The sequence below is a fragment of the Planomonospora alba genome (genome assembly GCF_039534085.1).
In the GTDB taxonomy this organism is placed as follows: Bacteria; Actinomycetota; Actinomycetes; order Streptosporangiales; family Streptosporangiaceae; genus Planomonospora_B; species Planomonospora_B alba.
This window is the reverse complement of the sequence record NZ_BAAAUT010000028.1, coordinates 84,985-100,593: the sequence shown is the minus strand read 5'-3', so window position 1 is coordinate 100,593 and position 15,609 is coordinate 84,985. Positions and strand designations below refer to the sequence as shown.

Below are 15,609 nucleotides of genomic sequence, written 5' to 3'. Positions count from 1 at the left end.
CGGGCGGCGCGGGCGGCGTGTCGAGGGAGGGGGGCGCGCTCGGGGAGGGCGGCGCCTCGTCGGGGAGGGGCTCGGGCTGCGCGACGATCGGCGGCGGGCTCGTCGGGACCGGCACGGGGCCCGGGGCCGGCCGGATGACCGCGGGATCCCCGGACGTCATCAGCACGAGCGCCGTCGCCGTGGCGATCGCGATGACGGCCGCGCTCCCCGCGACGGCCTGCTGCCGCCCGCGGGACGAGCGCCGCGCCCAGCCCGCCGCGGTCCCCAGACCGCCGAGGCAGCCGGAGAGCCCGGCGCCCCCGGCCTTGTCCAGCGCCGTGAGGTATCCGTCCAGGACCGGTCCGGCGATGAGCGGGCCGACGATGACGCGCAGGCCCCGGTCGACGTCGGTCAGCTCCATGAACACCGACCGGCAGTCGGCGCAGCCCTCCATGTGCCGGTCGAGGACCCGGCTCTCCCGCTTGGCCAGGCCGCCCCGGACGTAGGCGCCCAGCTTCGACAGCGTCGGGCGGCAGCCCTTGCGGTGCGCCCCGGTCAGGTGCACCTTCAGGCAGGCCTGGCGGAGCCCTTCCTTCGCCCGGACGAGCAGCTCGGCCACCTCCTGGGCCGGCAGGCCGAGCAGCGGGGCGACCTCGGCGGGGTCGGCCTCCTCCACCTCCAGGTGCCAGAGCAGGAGCTGCCAGCGCTCGGGCAGCGCGAGGAAGGCCCGGGCGACCAGCGAGCGCTCCAGCCCGCTCAGCGCCGGGTCGACGAAGGGCACCGCGAGGTCGGGCGGCCCGCTCTCCGCCCCGGCCGCCGGGCCGCCGGCCTCTCCGCGGCGCTCCCGGTCGCAGGCCGTGCGGCGGACCGCGGTGAGCAGGTGGATGCGGAAGGCCTCCCTGGGGCCCCCGCCCCGCCTGGTCAGGTCGAGGATCCGGGTGAACGTCTCCGCCACGACCTCCTCCGCCTCGGTCGCGCTCCGGACGAGCTGACGGGCCAGGGCCCGGGCCGCGGGCGCGTGCCGCTCGTAGAGACCGCCGTACGCCGCCGCGTTCCCGTCGCGGGTCGCGGCGAGCAGCTCGGCGTCGCCCTGAGACGTTTCAACACTCATTGTGACCTCGCGGTTACCTTAAGCTGTCGCGCCGGTTCATTCCGCAGTAACCGCGATGGCTAAACCCTGGTCCGACCTTTACCTTCCTCCGGGGTCCCGGCCGGGCCTCGCGGAGGGCGACCCGCCGAAGGCGGGGAGACGGGCCGCGAGCGCGCAGGGGGCCGGAGAGGCGGCCCCCGGGGAGACGGGCGCGCGGGACCCGGGAGGCGGGCGGGACGCCGCCGGGTGCGGCCCTAACCTTGTTGCCATGAACGATCGTGAGAACCTGCTGGCCGAGATCAAGAGCAAGGGCGTCGTGCACGGCCGCGTCGTGCTGTCCTCCGGCAAGGAGGCGGACTTCTACGTGGACCTGCGCCGGGTGACCCTTGACGGGAGGGCCGCGCCGCTGGCGGGCCGGGTCATGCTGGATCTCACCGCGGACCTCGACTACGACGCCGTGGGCGGGCTGACCCTGGGCGCCGACCCGGTGGCCGCGGCCATGCTGCACGCGGCGGCGGCCCGGGGCCGCGCGCTCGACGCGTTCGTGGTCCGCAAGGCCGCCAAGGCGCACGGCATGCAGCGCCGCATCGAGGGTCCGGACGTCGCGGGGCGGCGGGTGCTGGTGGTCGAGGACACCTCCACGACCGGAGGGTCTCCGCTGACCGCGGTGGAGGCGCTGCGCGAGGCGGGCGCCGAGGTCGTGGCGGTGGCCACGATCGTGGACCGGGGCGCGGCCCCGGCCATCGCCGAGGCGGGCCTGCCGTACCGCACGGCCTACACGCTCGCGGACCTGGGCCTGGCCTGACGGCAGGCCCTACTCCTCCCGGCTGACGGTGAACTCCTGGCGCTCCCCCGTGCCGCCGGGCTCGCGGGGGGCGCCGTTCACCCGCACGCGGACGGTGGACGCGTCGGTCAGCACGACGTCCACCTTCGCGTCGAAGGACTGCGCCTGCTCGCCGCGGGCCATCTCCCGGTTGAGCAGCACGTCGCCTCCGGCGACCTTCAGGAAGACCGTCGGGCAGCGCTCCGCGACGCACTCGACGAGCACGGTGGGGATCTTCTCGGGCGTGTCGCCGGACGCGCCGGAGGACCCGGCCGCGGGGGCGGACGGGGCGGCCGTCTCCGCCTCCGAGGAGTCGAGCGCGCCGATCAGCGAGCGCGCCCCGAACACGATCAGGGCCAGCACTGCCAGCACCGCGAGTCCGGCGAGAGCCAGGCGGGCGATGCCCATCGGGTCAGACCTGTGGCGTCCCACACACTGGAGGGTAGCGGGAGGCGGGGCCGTCCCACGACCGCCCCGGGTTCCGACGCGCTCGCGGACGGTCACCGCGGGCGGGACGGTGATCCGGATCCGCAGGGTGGCGAAGCTACCGAGCCGGGACGGAAAAAGGAATACTGGCCGTCGGGCCGTGTCCCGCGAGGGTCCCGCCAGGCCCGGCCGATTGCACTTGTCCGTCTCCAGGGAGTTGACACCGATGCCTATCGCGACCCCAGAGGTCTACGCCGAGATGCTCGACCGTGCCAAGGCCGGCGGTTTCGCCTACCCGGCGATCAACGTGACCTCGTCACAGACGCTGAACGCCGCGCTGCGCGGCTTCGCCGAGGCCGAGAGCGACGGCATCATCCAGGTCTCCACGGGCGGCGCCGAGTTCCTGTCCGGCACCACCGTCAAGGACATGGTGACCGGCGCGACGGCGCTGGCCGAGTACGCCCGCGTCGTGGCGGCGAAGTATCCCGTCACGGTCGCGCTCCACACCGACCACTGTCCCAAGGACAAGCTGGACGGCTTCATGCGCCCGCTGATCGACATCTCCCTGGAGCGCGTGGCCAAGGGGCAGGACCCGCTCTTCCAGTCGCACATGTGGGACGGCTCCGCCGTACCGCTGGAGGAGAACCTCGAGATCGCCAAGGAGCTCCTCGACAAGTGCCGGCGCGCCAACGTCATCATGGAGATGGAGATCGGCGTCGTCGGCGGCGAGGAGGACGGCGTCGTCGGTGAGATCAACGAGAAGCTCTACACCACCGCCGAGGACGCCATCGCGACCGCCGAGGCCGTGGGCGTCGGCGAGCAGGGCCGCTACATGCTCGCCGCGACCTTCGGCAACGTGCACGGCGTCTACAAGCCGGGCCACGTCAAGCTCCGCCCGAGCGTGCTGAAGGAGATCCAGGAGGCGGTCGGCGCCAAGTTCGGCAAGGACAAGCCGTTCGACCTGGTCTTCCACGGCGGCTCCGGTTCGCTGCTGGAGGAGATCCACGAGGCGATCTCCTACGGCGTGGTCAAGATGAACATCGACACCGACACGCAGTACGCCTTCACCCGCCCGATCGCCGCGCACATGTTCACCAACTACGACGGCGTGCTCAAGGTGGACGGCGAGGTCGGCAACAAGAAGGCCTACGACCCCCGCTCCTACGGCAAGGCCGCCGAGGCCTCCATGGCGGCGCGCGTCGTCGAGGCGTGCCGGCACCTGAAGTCCGCGGGCACCAAGCTGGGCTGACCCGCGGGAGGCCCACCTGCCCCCGGGCGGTCTTCCCGGGGGCCGATCTTGGCCTGACCGCACCGATCAGGTAGGACTGTCGTACGGCTCTGCGCTCCCCGCACCCCGGGGGGCGCCCTCCCCACCCGGGGAGGCGGCGGCCCGGCGCGGACCGGCGCCGCCCGCCGCGACCAGGCGGACGAGACCTCGAAGAGGAGGGACGGCCCGCCCTCCGCTCACCGAGCGGGAGGACGGGCCAGACGACTGATGGCATCCCACGAGAACCTTCTCGCCGGCCCCCCGCCCACCCTGCTCCCCGACCTGCCCGAGGCCAGGCAGGCGCTGGAGTCCGGAGCCAAGGCGTCCGACGTCGCCGCGAGCTTCCCCGCCCACTCGGCGGCGTGGGCGGCGCTCGCGGACGAGTACTTCACGGCGGGCCACGCGGTGACGTCCTACGCGTTCGCCCGCACCGGCTACCACCGCGGCCTCGACCAGCTGCGCCGCGCCGGGTGGAAGGGCCACGGCCCGATCCCCTGGGAGCACGAACCCAACCGCGGCTTCCTGCGCTGCCTGTTCGCGCTGGCGCGGGCCGCGCAGAGCATCGGGGAGAAGGACGAGGCCGAGCGCTGCCTCACCTTCCTGAAGGACTCCAGCGCCGAGGCCTACGCCGAGCTCGCCGGCCGCTGAAGCGGGTCGTCCGGCGGCCGTCCAGCGGGCCGCCGCCGGGCCGCCCGCCCGGCCGGGAAGGTCACCGGGGCGCCGGGGATCCGCCCTCGGCCCGAGGGGTGATCCCCTTTCCGCCACCTCGTCGGGTATTCTCTCCACGCAAGAGCCCCTGTCGCGATTGCGCCAGGGGTTTTCGTTTTGCGGTAGGAGACTAACGATGCCGGCTGTCGTTCTCTTCGGTGCCCAGTGGGGCGATGAGGGCAAGGGTAAGGCCACCGACCTGCTCGGCGACAAGGTTGACTACGTCGTCAGATACCAGGGTGGCAACAACGCGGGCCACACGGTCGTGATCGGCGACCAGAAGTACGCCCTGCACCTGCTGCCGACCGGCGTGCTGTCGCCGAACGTCGTCCCCGTCATCGGCAACGGCGTCGTCATCGACCCGGGCGTGCTGCTGAGCGAGATCGAGGGTCTTCAGGCCCGCGGCGTCTCCTCCGAGCGGCTGCTGATCTCCGCCAACGCGCACCTGATCATGCCCCACCACAAGGCGCTCGACAAGGTCTCCGAGCGCTACCTCGGCAAGGCCCGGATCGGCACGACCGGCCGGGGCATCGGCCCGGCCTACGGCGACAAGATCTACCGGATGGGCGTGCGGGTCCAGGACCTCCTCGACCCGGGCATCCTGCAGAAGAAGATCGAGGTCGCCCTCGGCGAGAAGAACCAGATCCTCACCAAGATCTACAACCGGCGCTCGCTCGACCCGGCCCGGGTCCTGGAGGAGTACCTCGGCTACGCCGAGCGGCTCAAGCCGTACATCGCCGACACCTCGCTGATCCTGAGCCGGGCGCTGGACGAGGGCAAGGTGGTGCTGCTGGAGGGCGGCCAGGGCAACCTGCTCGACATCGACCACGGCACCTACCCGTTCGTCACCTCCTCCTCGCCCACCTCGGGCGGCGCCTGCGCGGGCGCGGGCATCCCGCCGACCCGCATCAGCCGGGTGATCGGCATCCTGAAGGCATACACCACCCGGGTCGGCTCCGGCCCGTTCCCGACCGAGCTCACCGACGAGATGGGCGACTGGCTGCGCACCACCGGCGGCGAGTACGGCGTGACCACCGGCCGCAACCGCCGCTGCGGCTGGTTCGACGCGGTGATCGCCCGCTACGCCACCCGGATCAACGGCGTCACCGACTTCTTCCTCACCAAGCTGGACGTGCTGTCCGGCCTGGAGAAGATCCCGGTCTGCGTCGCCTACGAGGTGGACGGCGTGCGCCACGACGAGATCCCGATGACGCAGACCGACTTCCACCACGCCAAGCCGGTCTACGAGGAGTTCCCCGGCTGGCAGGAGGACATCACCGGCGCCAAGTCCTTCGACGACCTGCCGCCCAACGCGCAGGCCTACGTCAGGGCCCTGGAGGAGATGAGCGGCGCCCCGATCTCCGCGATCGGCGTCGGGCCCGGCCGCACCGAGACGCTCCAGCTGCGTCCGCTGATCTGACCCCGCCCCGCCCCCGGGTACGGACCCGCCCCGGTGCGGATCCGTACCCGGGCGGGGGAAGGCGCGAAGAAGGCCTCGCGGGGACCCCCATCGGGCGGCGCCGCTCGGTAGTGTCCCCGGTGTGCATGCCGAGATCCACGGTCACCGAGGGGCCCGAGGGCTCCGTCCGGAGAACACGCTGCCCGGGCTCGCCCACGCCCTGGAGCTGGGCGTCGACGCGCTGGAGTTCGACGTCGCGCTGACGGCCGACCGGCGGCTCGTGCTCACCCACGACCTCACCGTCTCCGCCGTGACCAGCGCCGACACCGGTCCGGCCTGGGCGGGCGACCCCCTCTTCCCCTACGTGGGCAGGCCGATCGGCGCGCTCACGCTGGCGCAGCTGCGCACCCTGGAGTGCGGCCTGCGGCTGCCGCGCGACCCCGACGACCGCTTCGTCGCCACCCAGGTCCCGGTGCCCTGCACCCGGATGCCGACGCTGGGCGCCGTGCTGGGCCTGGTGGACGCCTACGGCGCCGACGGGGTGCGGCTGCACGTGGAGCTCAAGTCCGACCCGACCCGGCCGGACCTGACGGCCGATCCACGCGAGTTCACCGAGCTGGTGGTCGCCGAGCTGGACCGGCACGACCGGCTGGGCGGAGCGGCGATCCTCAGCTTCGACTGGCGGATCCTGGCCGTCGCGCGGGAGCTCGCCCCGCAGGCGCGGCGCTACGCCCTGATCGAGCTGGACACCCTGGACCCCGTCTGGCTGAACGGCCTGGACCTCGCGGACTTCGGCGGCGACGTCCCGGCCGCCGCGGTCGCGGCCGGGGGCACCGCGGTCTCGCCGGAGCACGTGATGGTCGACGAGGAGTTCATGCGCCGGGCCGGGGCCGCCGGGCTCCCCGTGGTCCCGTGGACCGTCAACGAGCCCGGCCGGGCGGCGGAGCTGCTCGACCTGGGCGTGGCCGGGATCGTCACCGACTATCCCGACCGGATGCGCGCCCTGTGGGCCGAGCGCGGCCTGCGCCTGCCGGACCCGGCCCGGGTGCGACGCGCCGTCACCGTGTGAGCCACCTCGGGGACCGGCGCGGCACGCCGGGTGGGGCCGCCGGAGACGGGCGGCGCCGGGCGGTCCGGGCCCGGACCGCCTGACGCCGCCGGCCTACCGCCGCATCGACTCCGGCGGGCCGAGGTAGCTCCACCGCAGGCCGCCGGTGTCGACCACCAGTTTCTGGAAGACCACGGTCGGGTCGACCATCCAGATCTTGATGGTGTGCACGCCGGGCTTGCCGATCACGTGGGTGGTGGTCGTGCGGTTCACGTTGTCGGAGGTGTTCCGCTCCCACACCTTGTTGAGGTACGTGTCGTCGGAGCCCTCGGTGGTGTCGACGACCTGCGGCGGGGCGTCGTCCACCGAGATCGCGTACTCCAGGCCCCCGCCCGGGACGGCGTTGTTGCGCGGCGACAGGTAGGCGGTGATGCCCACCTCGCCCGCCGTCGTGAACGTCGCGGTGTACTCCAGGCGCGGGCTCTTCCCGCCCGGGGTCTGCGCCGGCGCGGTGACCGGCCACGGCGTCACGCCGTTCCCGGTACGGCCGATGCCCGGGATGACCTTCCACCCGGCCCGGTCGTTCCGCACGGCCCGGCTGAAGCGGTCGGCCTCGATCGAGATGTGGCCCTGGGCCTCGACCGCGCCCTCGGCCCCGCGGAGGGCGGGGTTGTCCACGACGGCGGTGACGACGACCGTGGTGCCCTCGGAGCCGGTGACCGTGACCGGCACCTCGGTGGTCCCCCTGGGGGCCCTGCGCCAGTCGACGGAGAGCGTCACGCGGACCTGGTCGTCCACCGTGCCGGCGGGCCGGTCGGCCCGCAGCCAGGGCACGCCTGGCCTGACGGTGTAGGTGAAGGGCACCGAGCCGCGGTTGAAGACCTCGACGTACTGCGCCGGCGTCGTCTGGTAGGGGTTGAACTCCGGCAGCACCGGCCTTTCCCCGGCGGACCCGGCGGCCTGGGCGTTCGGCCACCACTTCTCGGAGCCGTCGACGCCCACGCCCATCTCGGCCCTCTGCGGCACCTGGATACGCTTCAGGTGCGGGTAGAGGGCGTCCGGCAGGGCCACGTGGTCCTTCTCCGGCTGCTGCCAGGGGGCGTTGGGACCGTACCGCTCGACGTCGCCGTAGCCGATCTTCGGCTGGAGCTGCCAGTTCTTCCACTTCCCGCCGGCGAGCCCGGTGTTGTAGTAGGCGTTCAGCGCCTGGTCGGTCGCGAACCGCTCCTCGGCGAGGTCGGCGTACGCGTTCGCAGCCGCGCGGCCCTGCTCGGCGTAGTGCAGGTTGGTCCACTGCGCCTCGCGCAGCTCGTACAGGTTGGCCGTGGCCTTGACCTGGTAGTACACGAGCTGGAAGTAGGCGTCGTCCCAGGCGTCCGGGAGCCGGGCGCGGATCTTCTCCGCCTTCTCCGCCAGGCGCCGCCACTCGCCGGTGACCCGGGCCAGCTCCCGGTAGTGGTTCAGGCTGAAGGGCCCCGCCTGGTCGTCGTAGACGACCTGCTCCTCGGTGACGGGGTTCGCGGCCGTGGTCGTGATCCGCCGGTTCAGCAGCTCCGGCTTGCGGCGCGACTGCAGCCGGCCGTACTCGTTCAGGACCTCGGCGACGGCCTCGGCCCGCTCCGGGCCGAAGTTCTGCGCGGCGTAGCGCTCCTCCCACTCGCCGAGGCGCTCCAGCGGCAGCGCGTCCGGGTCCCAGGCGTAGTCCAGGAAGAACTGCGTCGGCAGTTCCTCGTTCTTGAAGTCGCCGACGTTGACCACCCAGAGCCGGTCGATGCCGTACCGGTACGACGTGTGCAGCTGCTCCCAGGTGTTGGCCAGGTTGACGGTGTCGACCCACTTGTAGTTGCGGCCGTCGCCCACGTAGTCGAAGTGGTAGTACAGGCCGTAGCCGCCGCTCCGCTCGGGCAGCGCGGGGTCGGGCAGCTTGCGCATGTTGCCCCAGTTGTCGTCGGCGAAGACGACGGTCACGTCGTCCGGCGGGCGCAGGCCCTGGTCCCAGTAGCGCTGGACCTCCTTGTAGAGGGTCTGCACCTGCGGCACCTCGGTGAGCTCGACGCCGTCGGGCAGCTCCTCCGCCAGGATCCTGCGCTGGGTGGCGATGATGTCCTGCATGAGCTCGATGCCGTCGCCGTCGGGCAGGGAGACGTCGCCGTTGCCCCGCATGCCGAGGGTGACGACGCCCTCGAAGTCCTGCTCGACCATGCGCTCGATGCCGTCGCGCCAGTACTCGGTGATGGCCTCGCGGTTGCGGCGGAAGCTCCACTCGCCGGTCCCGCCGTACGGGTCGCTGCCCGGCGTGGTGACGTCACCCGCGCCGTCGCGTACGGCCGCCTTGGCGTGGCGGTTCCACTCCTCGATGCCGCGCATCATCGGTGCCTCGTGCGAGGTGCCCATGACGATGCCGTACTCCTTGGCGACCTTGTGGTTGTCCGGGTCGTCCTCGGCGAAGGCCCGGCCCCACACGGCCGGCCACAGGTAGTTGGCCCTGAGCCGGAGCATGGTCTCGAAGACCTTGGCGTACAGCTTGCTGTTGAACCCGCCCGGGTGGCCCTCGGCGAGGCCGGGGCCGAAGAACTGCGGTCCCCAGGTGCCGAGGTTCGGGTTCTCGTCGTTGATGAAGACCCCGCGGTACTTCACCGCCGGGGTGCCCTGGCTGTGGCGGCCGGGCTCGACGTAGAGGGCGTCGTGGCGCCGGGCCGGGACGTCGTCCCAGAAGTACCAGGGGGAGACGCCGATCTGCTCGGACACCTCGTAGACACCGAAGATCGTGCCGCGCTGGTCGCTGCCGGCGATGACGAAGGCGTTGCGCACGCCCGGCATCGGGTCGCGGACGACCGTCTGCAGGGAGGTCTCCCACTTGCCCCTGATGCCGGAGACGTCGAGCTTGCCGGCGGTGACGAGCTCGTCGATCAGCGGGCTGCGGCCGACGGTGCCGACGAGCACGACGTCGGCGGCCTTCGGGACGTCGTTCCTGCCGAGGGCGGGCTTGACGCCGGTCACGCGCTCGACGTCGGCCTGCAGGTCCCCGGCGGCGCGCACGACCCCGGCGTGGTCGGCGTCGCTGACCACGATCGGGGCCGCGGCGCCGCGGGCTGCGAGGGGGAAGCGGCCCGGGCCGGGCCGGAACGAGATGAACGACCGCGGATCGGCCCGGCCGCCCGCGCGGGCGGCCGGGCCGGAGCGGTCCGCGGCACCGGCCGGGGCTCCGAGTGCGAGCACCGCGGAGGCGGCCAGGACGGTTGAGAGCACGGATGCGGTGAGGGAGGGACGGCGCCGGCGCGGCGGCCGGCTGCGCGGTCGGAGGGTGAGGGCCATGGGCGTCCTCGGGTGTGGTCCCTCGTCAGGAGGGTGGGGGCGTCTGCTGCTGGAGGGCTGCTGCGGAACGGTGCACCACGCCCGAGCCGAAACATTTCGGAACACAGGCGAAATTTACTGGAACCGTATCCGCACCCTCCGGGACGGTCAAGATCTCAGTATGAAACGTTCACAGCCGCAGTCCGGAGCCTCTCCCCACGCCCCGGCGGCGACGTCCACCGGGCGAAGTCCTCCGCGGGCAGCACAGGATCCCGAAACGTTTCCGCCCTTCACGGGCACGGGAACGGGTCCGCGACGGAGTCGCGGACCCGTTCCCGCCGCCGTCCCGGACGGCCCTACATCCACCCGTTGCGGCGGAAGCCCCGGTAGAGCAGCGTGCAGGCGATCACCATGACGCAGAGCACGACGGGGTAGCCGTAGACCGAGTCGAGCTCCGGCATGTGCTCGAAGTTCATGCCGTAGATCCCGGCGATCATCGTGGGGACCGCCATGATCGCGACCCACGCGGAGATCTTCCGCATGTCCTCGTTGGCCAGGGCGTTGGAGCGGGCGAGCGCCGCCTGCAGCACGGAGTTGCACAGTTCGTTGGACGACTCGACCTGCTCGCACACCCGGGCCAGGTGGTCGACGACGTCGCGGAAGTACTCGCGCATCTCGGAGGGGATCATGCGGCGCTGGGCCAGCGTGGACATCGGCGACTGGAGCGGGGTCACCGCCCGCTTCAGCTCGATCATCTCGCGCTTGAGGTTGTAGATCCGGCTGATGTCCCGGGCGCTGACGTCGGCGAAGACCATGGCCTCCACCTCCTCCAGCTCGACCTGCATCTCGTCGGCCACGTGGAGGTACTTGTCCACGACGTGGTCGGCGATCGCGTGCAGCACGCCGGTGGGGCCGCGGCGGAGCAGCTTCGGCTTGTCCTCCAGCCGCTCGCGCACCTCCGTCAGCGGGCAGTAGCGGCCGTGCCGTACGGTCACCACGAAGTCGGGGCCGACGAACGCCATGATCTCGCCGGTGCCGATGATCTCGCTGGTCGCCGTGAGCTCCGGGTGCTCCAGGTAGGCGACGGTCTTCAGGACCACGAACAGCGAGTCGTCGTAGCGCTCGACCTTGGGCCGCTGGTGAGCCTTGACGGCGTCCTCGACGGCGAGGGGATGGAGGTCGAAGACCTCGGCCAGCCACTCGACCTCGGGGGCGTCGGGCTCGTGCAGGCCGACCCAGACGAAGGCGTCGCCCTTCTCCTTGGTCGCGTTGTGGGCGCGGACGAGCTCCAGGGCGTCGGGGATGCCCAGGGCCTCGATCCGCTCGCCGTCGACGTAGGCGGCGTACTCGACGAGCGAGTCGCTCGGCGGGACGCAGGTGCCGTTCAACCGGTCACGGACGGGGACAGAAGGAGCGTGCGGCGTACGAACCGCACGTACGTGCCGAATTCGGGGAAAAAGGAGCGAGGAACGCATGACATGCCTTTCCCGCCCGACCTAACACAAACAACGCGCGAAACGATGTCACCTCGGTTCAAACGGAAAGCGCGCGGAGCCGGTCGGGCACCGATTGGTGAATGGTCGAGAATGCGCACGGCAACGTGCGCGAGCACGTACTGCTGGGATCGCCAGAGGACATCCCGAACCACCTCCAATCGGTGTGAGGCACGCATAGCCGCCTGAATCTACCACAGACCGGGGGAGCGACTCCCAGCCTACTGCCCTCCCGCGCGGCCGATCATGCGTAACCGGGAGATCCCGCTCACACCCCGCGGGCGCCGCCCCGGGCCGGGCCTGTCCACAGGCTGGGGACGGGCGACGGCGGGCCGGGCCGATAGGCTCTCGCGCGTGCGCGTTCTAGTGATTGGGTCCGGCGGGCGCGAGCATGCCCTCTGCCGGTCGTTGAGAGCAGACCCCCAGGTCGCCGAGGTCCACTGTGCTCCCGGAAACGCGGGCATCGCGCAGGTCGCGACCCTGCACCCGGTGAAGCCGGCCGATCCCGACGCGGTCGCCGCGCTGGCGGTGGAGCTCGGCGCCGACCTGGTCGTCGTCGGCCCCGAGGCGCCGCTGGTCGCCGGGGTCGCCGACGCCGTACGGCAGGCGGGCGTGCCCTGCTTCGGCCCGTCGGCGCAGGCCGCGCGGATCGAGGGCTCCAAGGCCTTCGCCAAGGAGGTCATGGCCGCCGCGGGCGTGCCCACCGCCCGCTCCCGCACCTGCGCCACCCCCGAGGAGGCGGCCGCCGCCCTCGCGGAGTTCGGCGCGCCGTACGTGGTCAAGGACGACGGCCTGGCCGCGGGCAAGGGCGTGGTCGTCACCGAGGACCTCGACGAGGCGCTCCGGCACGCCGCCGCCTGCGGGCGGGTCGTCATCGAGGAGTTCCTCGACGGCCCGGAGGTGTCGCTGTTCGCGCTCTGCGACGGGACCACGGCCGTGCCGCTGATCCCCGCCCAGGACCACAAGCGGGCCTACGACGGGGACGCCGGGCCCAACACCGGCGGCATGGGCGCCTACACGCCGCTGCCGTGGGCCCCGGCCGACCTCGCGGAGCGGGTCATGGCCGAGACGGTCGTCCCGACGGTCGCCGAGCTGGCCCGGCGCGGCACGCCGTACACCGGGGTGCTCTTCGTGGGCCTGGCCCTGACCTCCGGCGGCCCGAAGGTGATCGAGTTCAACGCGCGGTTCGGCGACCCCGAGACCCAGGTCGTGCTCGACCGCCTGCGGACCCCGCTGGGCGGCCTCCTGCTGGCCTGCGCCACCGGGAGGCTGGCGGAGGCCGGGCCGCTCGCCTGGCACGGCGGGGCCGCGGTCACCGTGGTGGTCGCGGCGGAGAACTACCCCGCCGACCCGGTCAGGGGCGACGTGATCGAGGGTCTCGACGAGGAGGTCGAGGGCGCCTACGTGCTCCACGCCGGCACCGCCGCGGACGGCGACGGCCGTGTCGTCTCGGCCGGCGGGCGCGTGCTCAGCGTGGTCGGCACCGGTCCCGACGTCGCCGCGGCCCGGGACGCCGCCTACGAGCTGGTCGGCCGCATCCGGCTGCGCGGCTCCCACCACCGCACCGACATCGCCGCCCAGGCCCTGTAGGGGTCCTCGCCCCTCGCCCGGCGGGGTTCCCCCGGGCGAGGGGCCGCCGGCGGCCTGCTGGCAGACTTGGGCCGTGAAGCACCTGCACTCCGGCAAGGTCCGCGACCTCTACCAGACCGACGACGGCCTGCTGCTGATGGTCGCCTCGGACCGCATCTCCGCCTACGACCACGTCCTGACGCCCGACATCCCGGACAAGGGCACGATCCTCACCCAGATGTCGCTGTGGTGGTTCGAGCAGCTCGCCGACCTCGTGCCCAACCACGTGGTCGGCCCGGGCCCCGACGGGCGGAGCGTGCTGTGCCGGCCGCTGCGCATGGTGCCGGTGGAGTGCGTCGCACGCGGCTACCTGACCGGCTCCGGGCTGATCGACTACCGGCGCGACGGCGAGGTCTCCGGCGTACGGCTCCCGCCCGGCCTGGTGGACGGCTCCCGCCTCCCCGAGCCGGTCTTCACCCCCTCGACCAAGGCGCCCGTCGGCGAGCACGACGAGGCGATCAGCTTCGAGCGGGTGGCGGCCGAGGTCGGCGCCGAGGTGGCCGAGGAGCTCCGCCGGATCACGCTGGCCGTCTACCGGCGCGGCGCGGAGATCGCGCTGGAGCGGGGCATCATCCTGGCCGACACGAAGATCGAGCTGGGCTGGGACGCCGACGGCGTGCTGACGCTCGGCGACGAGGTGCTGACCCCCGACTCCTCCCGCTTCTGGCCGCTCGACCAGTGGGAGCCGGGCCGGGCGCAGCCCTCCTTCGACAAGCAGTACGTCCGCGACTGGCTCACCTCCCCGGCCTCCGGCTGGGACCGCGCCTCCGGCGAGGCCCCGCCGCCGCTCCCCGACGAGGTCGTCGAGCGGACCCGGGCCCGGTACGTGGAGGCCTACGAAAAGCTGACTGGCCGGCCCTTCGCCGGGTAGTGGCCCCCGCGGAGCGCCGGCCGCGCGGGACCTCCGGTCCACGGCACGGCGGGGCTCCGCGACCCGGTCGCTTCCGGAAGTGGCCGGGCCTGGGGTGTCCACCGGCTACTGTTGGGCCGACACTCCGGCTGCCGTCCCCCCGGCGCACGAGTCACACCTCCCCACCTTGCAAGGAGCATGACGCATGGTCCGTTACCGTGTGCGCGGCGGCAACGCGCTGCGTGGAACCGCCTTCATCCAGGGCGCGAAGAACGCCGTGCTGCCGATGATCGGTGCGGCGCTGCTCGCGGCCGAGGGCCGCACGGTGCTGCGCAACGTCCCCATCATCGAGGATGTCCGCCGCGCGGTGGAGCTGGCCGAGGCCATCGGCGCCAAGGTCGAGCTGCACGAGGCCGAGCGCACGCTGGTCATCGACGCCTCCACGTTGAGCAGCCCGGTGCTGCCCGCCCAGATCGCCCGGCGCTTCCGCGGCTCGGTGCTGTTCGTCCCCGCGCTGCTGCACCGCCTCGGCGAGGCCGTGATCGAGGGCGTGGGCGGCTGCAACCTGGGCAGCCGCAACCTCGACTTCCACTACCTCGGCTACAAGCGCCTGGGCGCGACCGTGGTGGAGGAGGACACCGTCATCCGCGTCAAGACGAGCGGGTTCACCGGCGCCAAGCTCTACCTGGACACCCCCTCGCACACCGGCACCGAGAACCTGATCATGGCCGCCGCCCTCGCCCGCGGCACCACCGTGATCGAGAACGCCGCGCTGGAGCCCGAGGTCCTCGACGTCATCGACATGCTGACCCGCATGGGCGCGAAGATCAGCGGCGGCGGCACCGGCTTCATCACCGTGGAGGGCGTGGACAGGCTCGCGGCCGTCGAGCACACCGTGATGCCCGACCGGCTCGACGCGGGCGTGTTCGCCATGGCCGCGGCCGTCACCGGCGGCGAGGTCAACCTGGTCGGCGCCGAGCTGGACCACCTCGGCGTGGTCCGCTACAAGCTGGAGCAGATGGGGGTGGAGTTCGCCGCCCACGGCGCGGTGCTGCACGTGCGCCGGGACCGCCCGCTCCGCCCGATCAACGTGATCACGGACACCTACCCCGGGTTCGCCACCGACCTGCAGTCGCCGATCATGACGGTCGCCTGCCTCGCCGACGGCGCCAGCTACATCCACGAGCGCATCTTCGACGGCCGGTTCGCGCTGGCCAGCGAGCTCAACAAGATGGGCGCGAACATCGAGGTCACCGAGAACCGCGCCGTCGTGCACGGCCCGACCCCGCTGCGGGGCACGCAGGTGACCGCGCACGACCTCCGCTCGGGAATCGCCCTCGTGCTGGCCGGTCTGGTAGCCGAGGGGGAAACGGTCATCGAGTCCGGCTATCTCATCGACCGCGGCCACGCATATCTGGCCGAGCGCATGCAGGCGCTGGGTGCGGACGTCGTTCAGGAGATTTCACCGTCATAATGGATGGGTTTCAACCCCTCTATAACCGTCTTGACCTGTAAGAACAGGAGGAGTCAAGGGTTTAGCGCTCCGGCCTGTCCCAGGACGGACACTGAATCGGGCGTGACATTACGGCCCTGACGCGCGATC

Annotated in this window: 12 protein-coding genes; 8 read left to right on the top strand and 4 right to left on the bottom strand. The window is 72.4% G+C overall.

Features of this window, described 5'->3' with window-relative positions; all coding sequences use genetic code 11:
• The coding region (locus tag ABD823_RS18300) for a zf-HC2 domain-containing protein (RefSeq protein ID WP_344861115.1) at nucleotides 1–1,090 on the bottom strand (1,090 nt) is incomplete at its 3' end.
• 247 nt (nucleotides 1,091–1,337) lie between these two features.
• On the opposite strand from ABD823_RS18300, the gene pyrE reads away from it, so the two are divergent.
• Nucleotides 1,338–1,874 carry an orotate phosphoribosyltransferase gene (pyrE, locus tag ABD823_RS18295; RefSeq protein WP_344861113.1) on the top strand — a complete coding sequence of 179 codons (537 nt, stop codon included), beginning with the start codon at nucleotides 1,338–1,340 and terminating at the stop codon, nucleotides 1,872–1,874.
• Between the two features lie 9 nt (nucleotides 1,875–1,883).
• On the opposite strand, the gene ABD823_RS18290 is transcribed toward pyrE, so the two are convergent.
• On the bottom strand, nucleotides 1,884–2,324 hold the full coding sequence (locus tag ABD823_RS18290) for a hypothetical protein (RefSeq protein ID WP_344861111.1): 441 nt from the start codon (nucleotides 2,322–2,324) through the stop codon (nucleotides 1,884–1,886).
• A 220-nt stretch (nucleotides 2,325–2,544) separates the two neighbouring features.
• Here ABD823_RS18290 and fbaA point away from each other — a divergent pair, with 220 nt between their 5' ends.
• The 4 genes from fbaA (at nucleotide 2,545) to ABD823_RS18270 (ending at nucleotide 6,761) form a co-directional block, all read left to right on the top strand.
• Nucleotides 2,545–3,567: a class II fructose-bisphosphate aldolase gene (gene fbaA / locus ABD823_RS18285; RefSeq protein WP_344861110.1), complete on the top strand. Its 1,023-nt coding sequence runs from the start codon at nucleotides 2,545–2,547 to the stop codon at nucleotides 3,565–3,567.
• A 246-nt stretch (nucleotides 3,568–3,813) separates the two neighbouring features.
• Nucleotides 3,814–4,233, top strand: coding sequence for a DUF3151 domain-containing protein (locus ABD823_RS18280; protein ID WP_344861108.1), 420 nt, complete (start codon nucleotides 3,814–3,816; stop codon nucleotides 4,231–4,233).
• 196 nt (nucleotides 4,234–4,429) lie between these two features.
• Complete coding sequence (locus ABD823_RS18275) at nucleotides 4,430–5,713, top strand: adenylosuccinate synthase (RefSeq protein WP_344861106.1); 1,284 nt, start codon at nucleotides 4,430–4,432, stop codon at nucleotides 5,711–5,713.
• A 121-nt stretch (nucleotides 5,714–5,834) separates the two neighbouring features.
• Nucleotides 5,835–6,761 carry a glycerophosphodiester phosphodiesterase family protein gene (locus ABD823_RS18270; RefSeq protein ID WP_344861105.1) on the top strand — a complete coding sequence of 309 codons (927 nt, stop codon included), beginning with the start codon at nucleotides 5,835–5,837 and terminating at the stop codon, nucleotides 6,759–6,761.
• Nucleotides 6,762–6,854: 93 nt separating this feature from the next.
• Here ABD823_RS18270 and ABD823_RS18265 read toward each other — a convergent pair whose 3' ends face one another.
• Both ABD823_RS18265 and corA read right to left on the bottom strand, forming a co-directional pair.
• The gene (locus ABD823_RS18265; RefSeq protein WP_344861103.1) at nucleotides 6,855–9,989 is read right to left on the bottom strand and encodes a glycosyl hydrolase 115 family protein; all 3,135 of its coding nucleotides are present in this window, start codon (nucleotides 9,987–9,989) and stop codon (nucleotides 6,855–6,857) included.
• 401 nt (nucleotides 9,990–10,390) lie between these two features.
• Nucleotides 10,391–11,422 (bottom strand): magnesium/cobalt transporter CorA, encoded by a 1,032-nt coding sequence (corA, locus tag ABD823_RS18260; RefSeq protein WP_344861102.1) that lies wholly within the window; start codon nucleotides 11,420–11,422, stop codon nucleotides 10,391–10,393.
• A gap of 459 nt (nucleotides 11,423–11,881) precedes the next feature.
• Here corA and purD point away from each other — a divergent pair, with 459 nt between their 5' ends.
• From purD to murA, 3 genes are all read left to right on the top strand, one after another.
• The gene (gene purD, locus ABD823_RS18255) at nucleotides 11,882–13,117 is read left to right on the top strand and encodes a phosphoribosylamine--glycine ligase (protein ID WP_344861100.1); all 1,236 of its coding nucleotides are present in this window, start codon (nucleotides 11,882–11,884) and stop codon (nucleotides 13,115–13,117) included.
• Between the two features lie 73 nt (nucleotides 13,118–13,190).
• Complete coding sequence (locus ABD823_RS18250) at nucleotides 13,191–14,027, top strand: phosphoribosylaminoimidazolesuccinocarboxamide synthase (protein WP_344861099.1); 837 nt, start codon at nucleotides 13,191–13,193, stop codon at nucleotides 14,025–14,027.
• Between the two features lie 184 nt (nucleotides 14,028–14,211).
• A complete protein-coding gene (gene murA / locus ABD823_RS18245) occupies nucleotides 14,212–15,480 on the top strand; it encodes a UDP-N-acetylglucosamine 1-carboxyvinyltransferase (RefSeq protein ID WP_344861097.1) in 1,269 nt (422 codons plus the stop codon).
• Nucleotides 15,481–15,609: the final 129 nt, after the last annotated feature.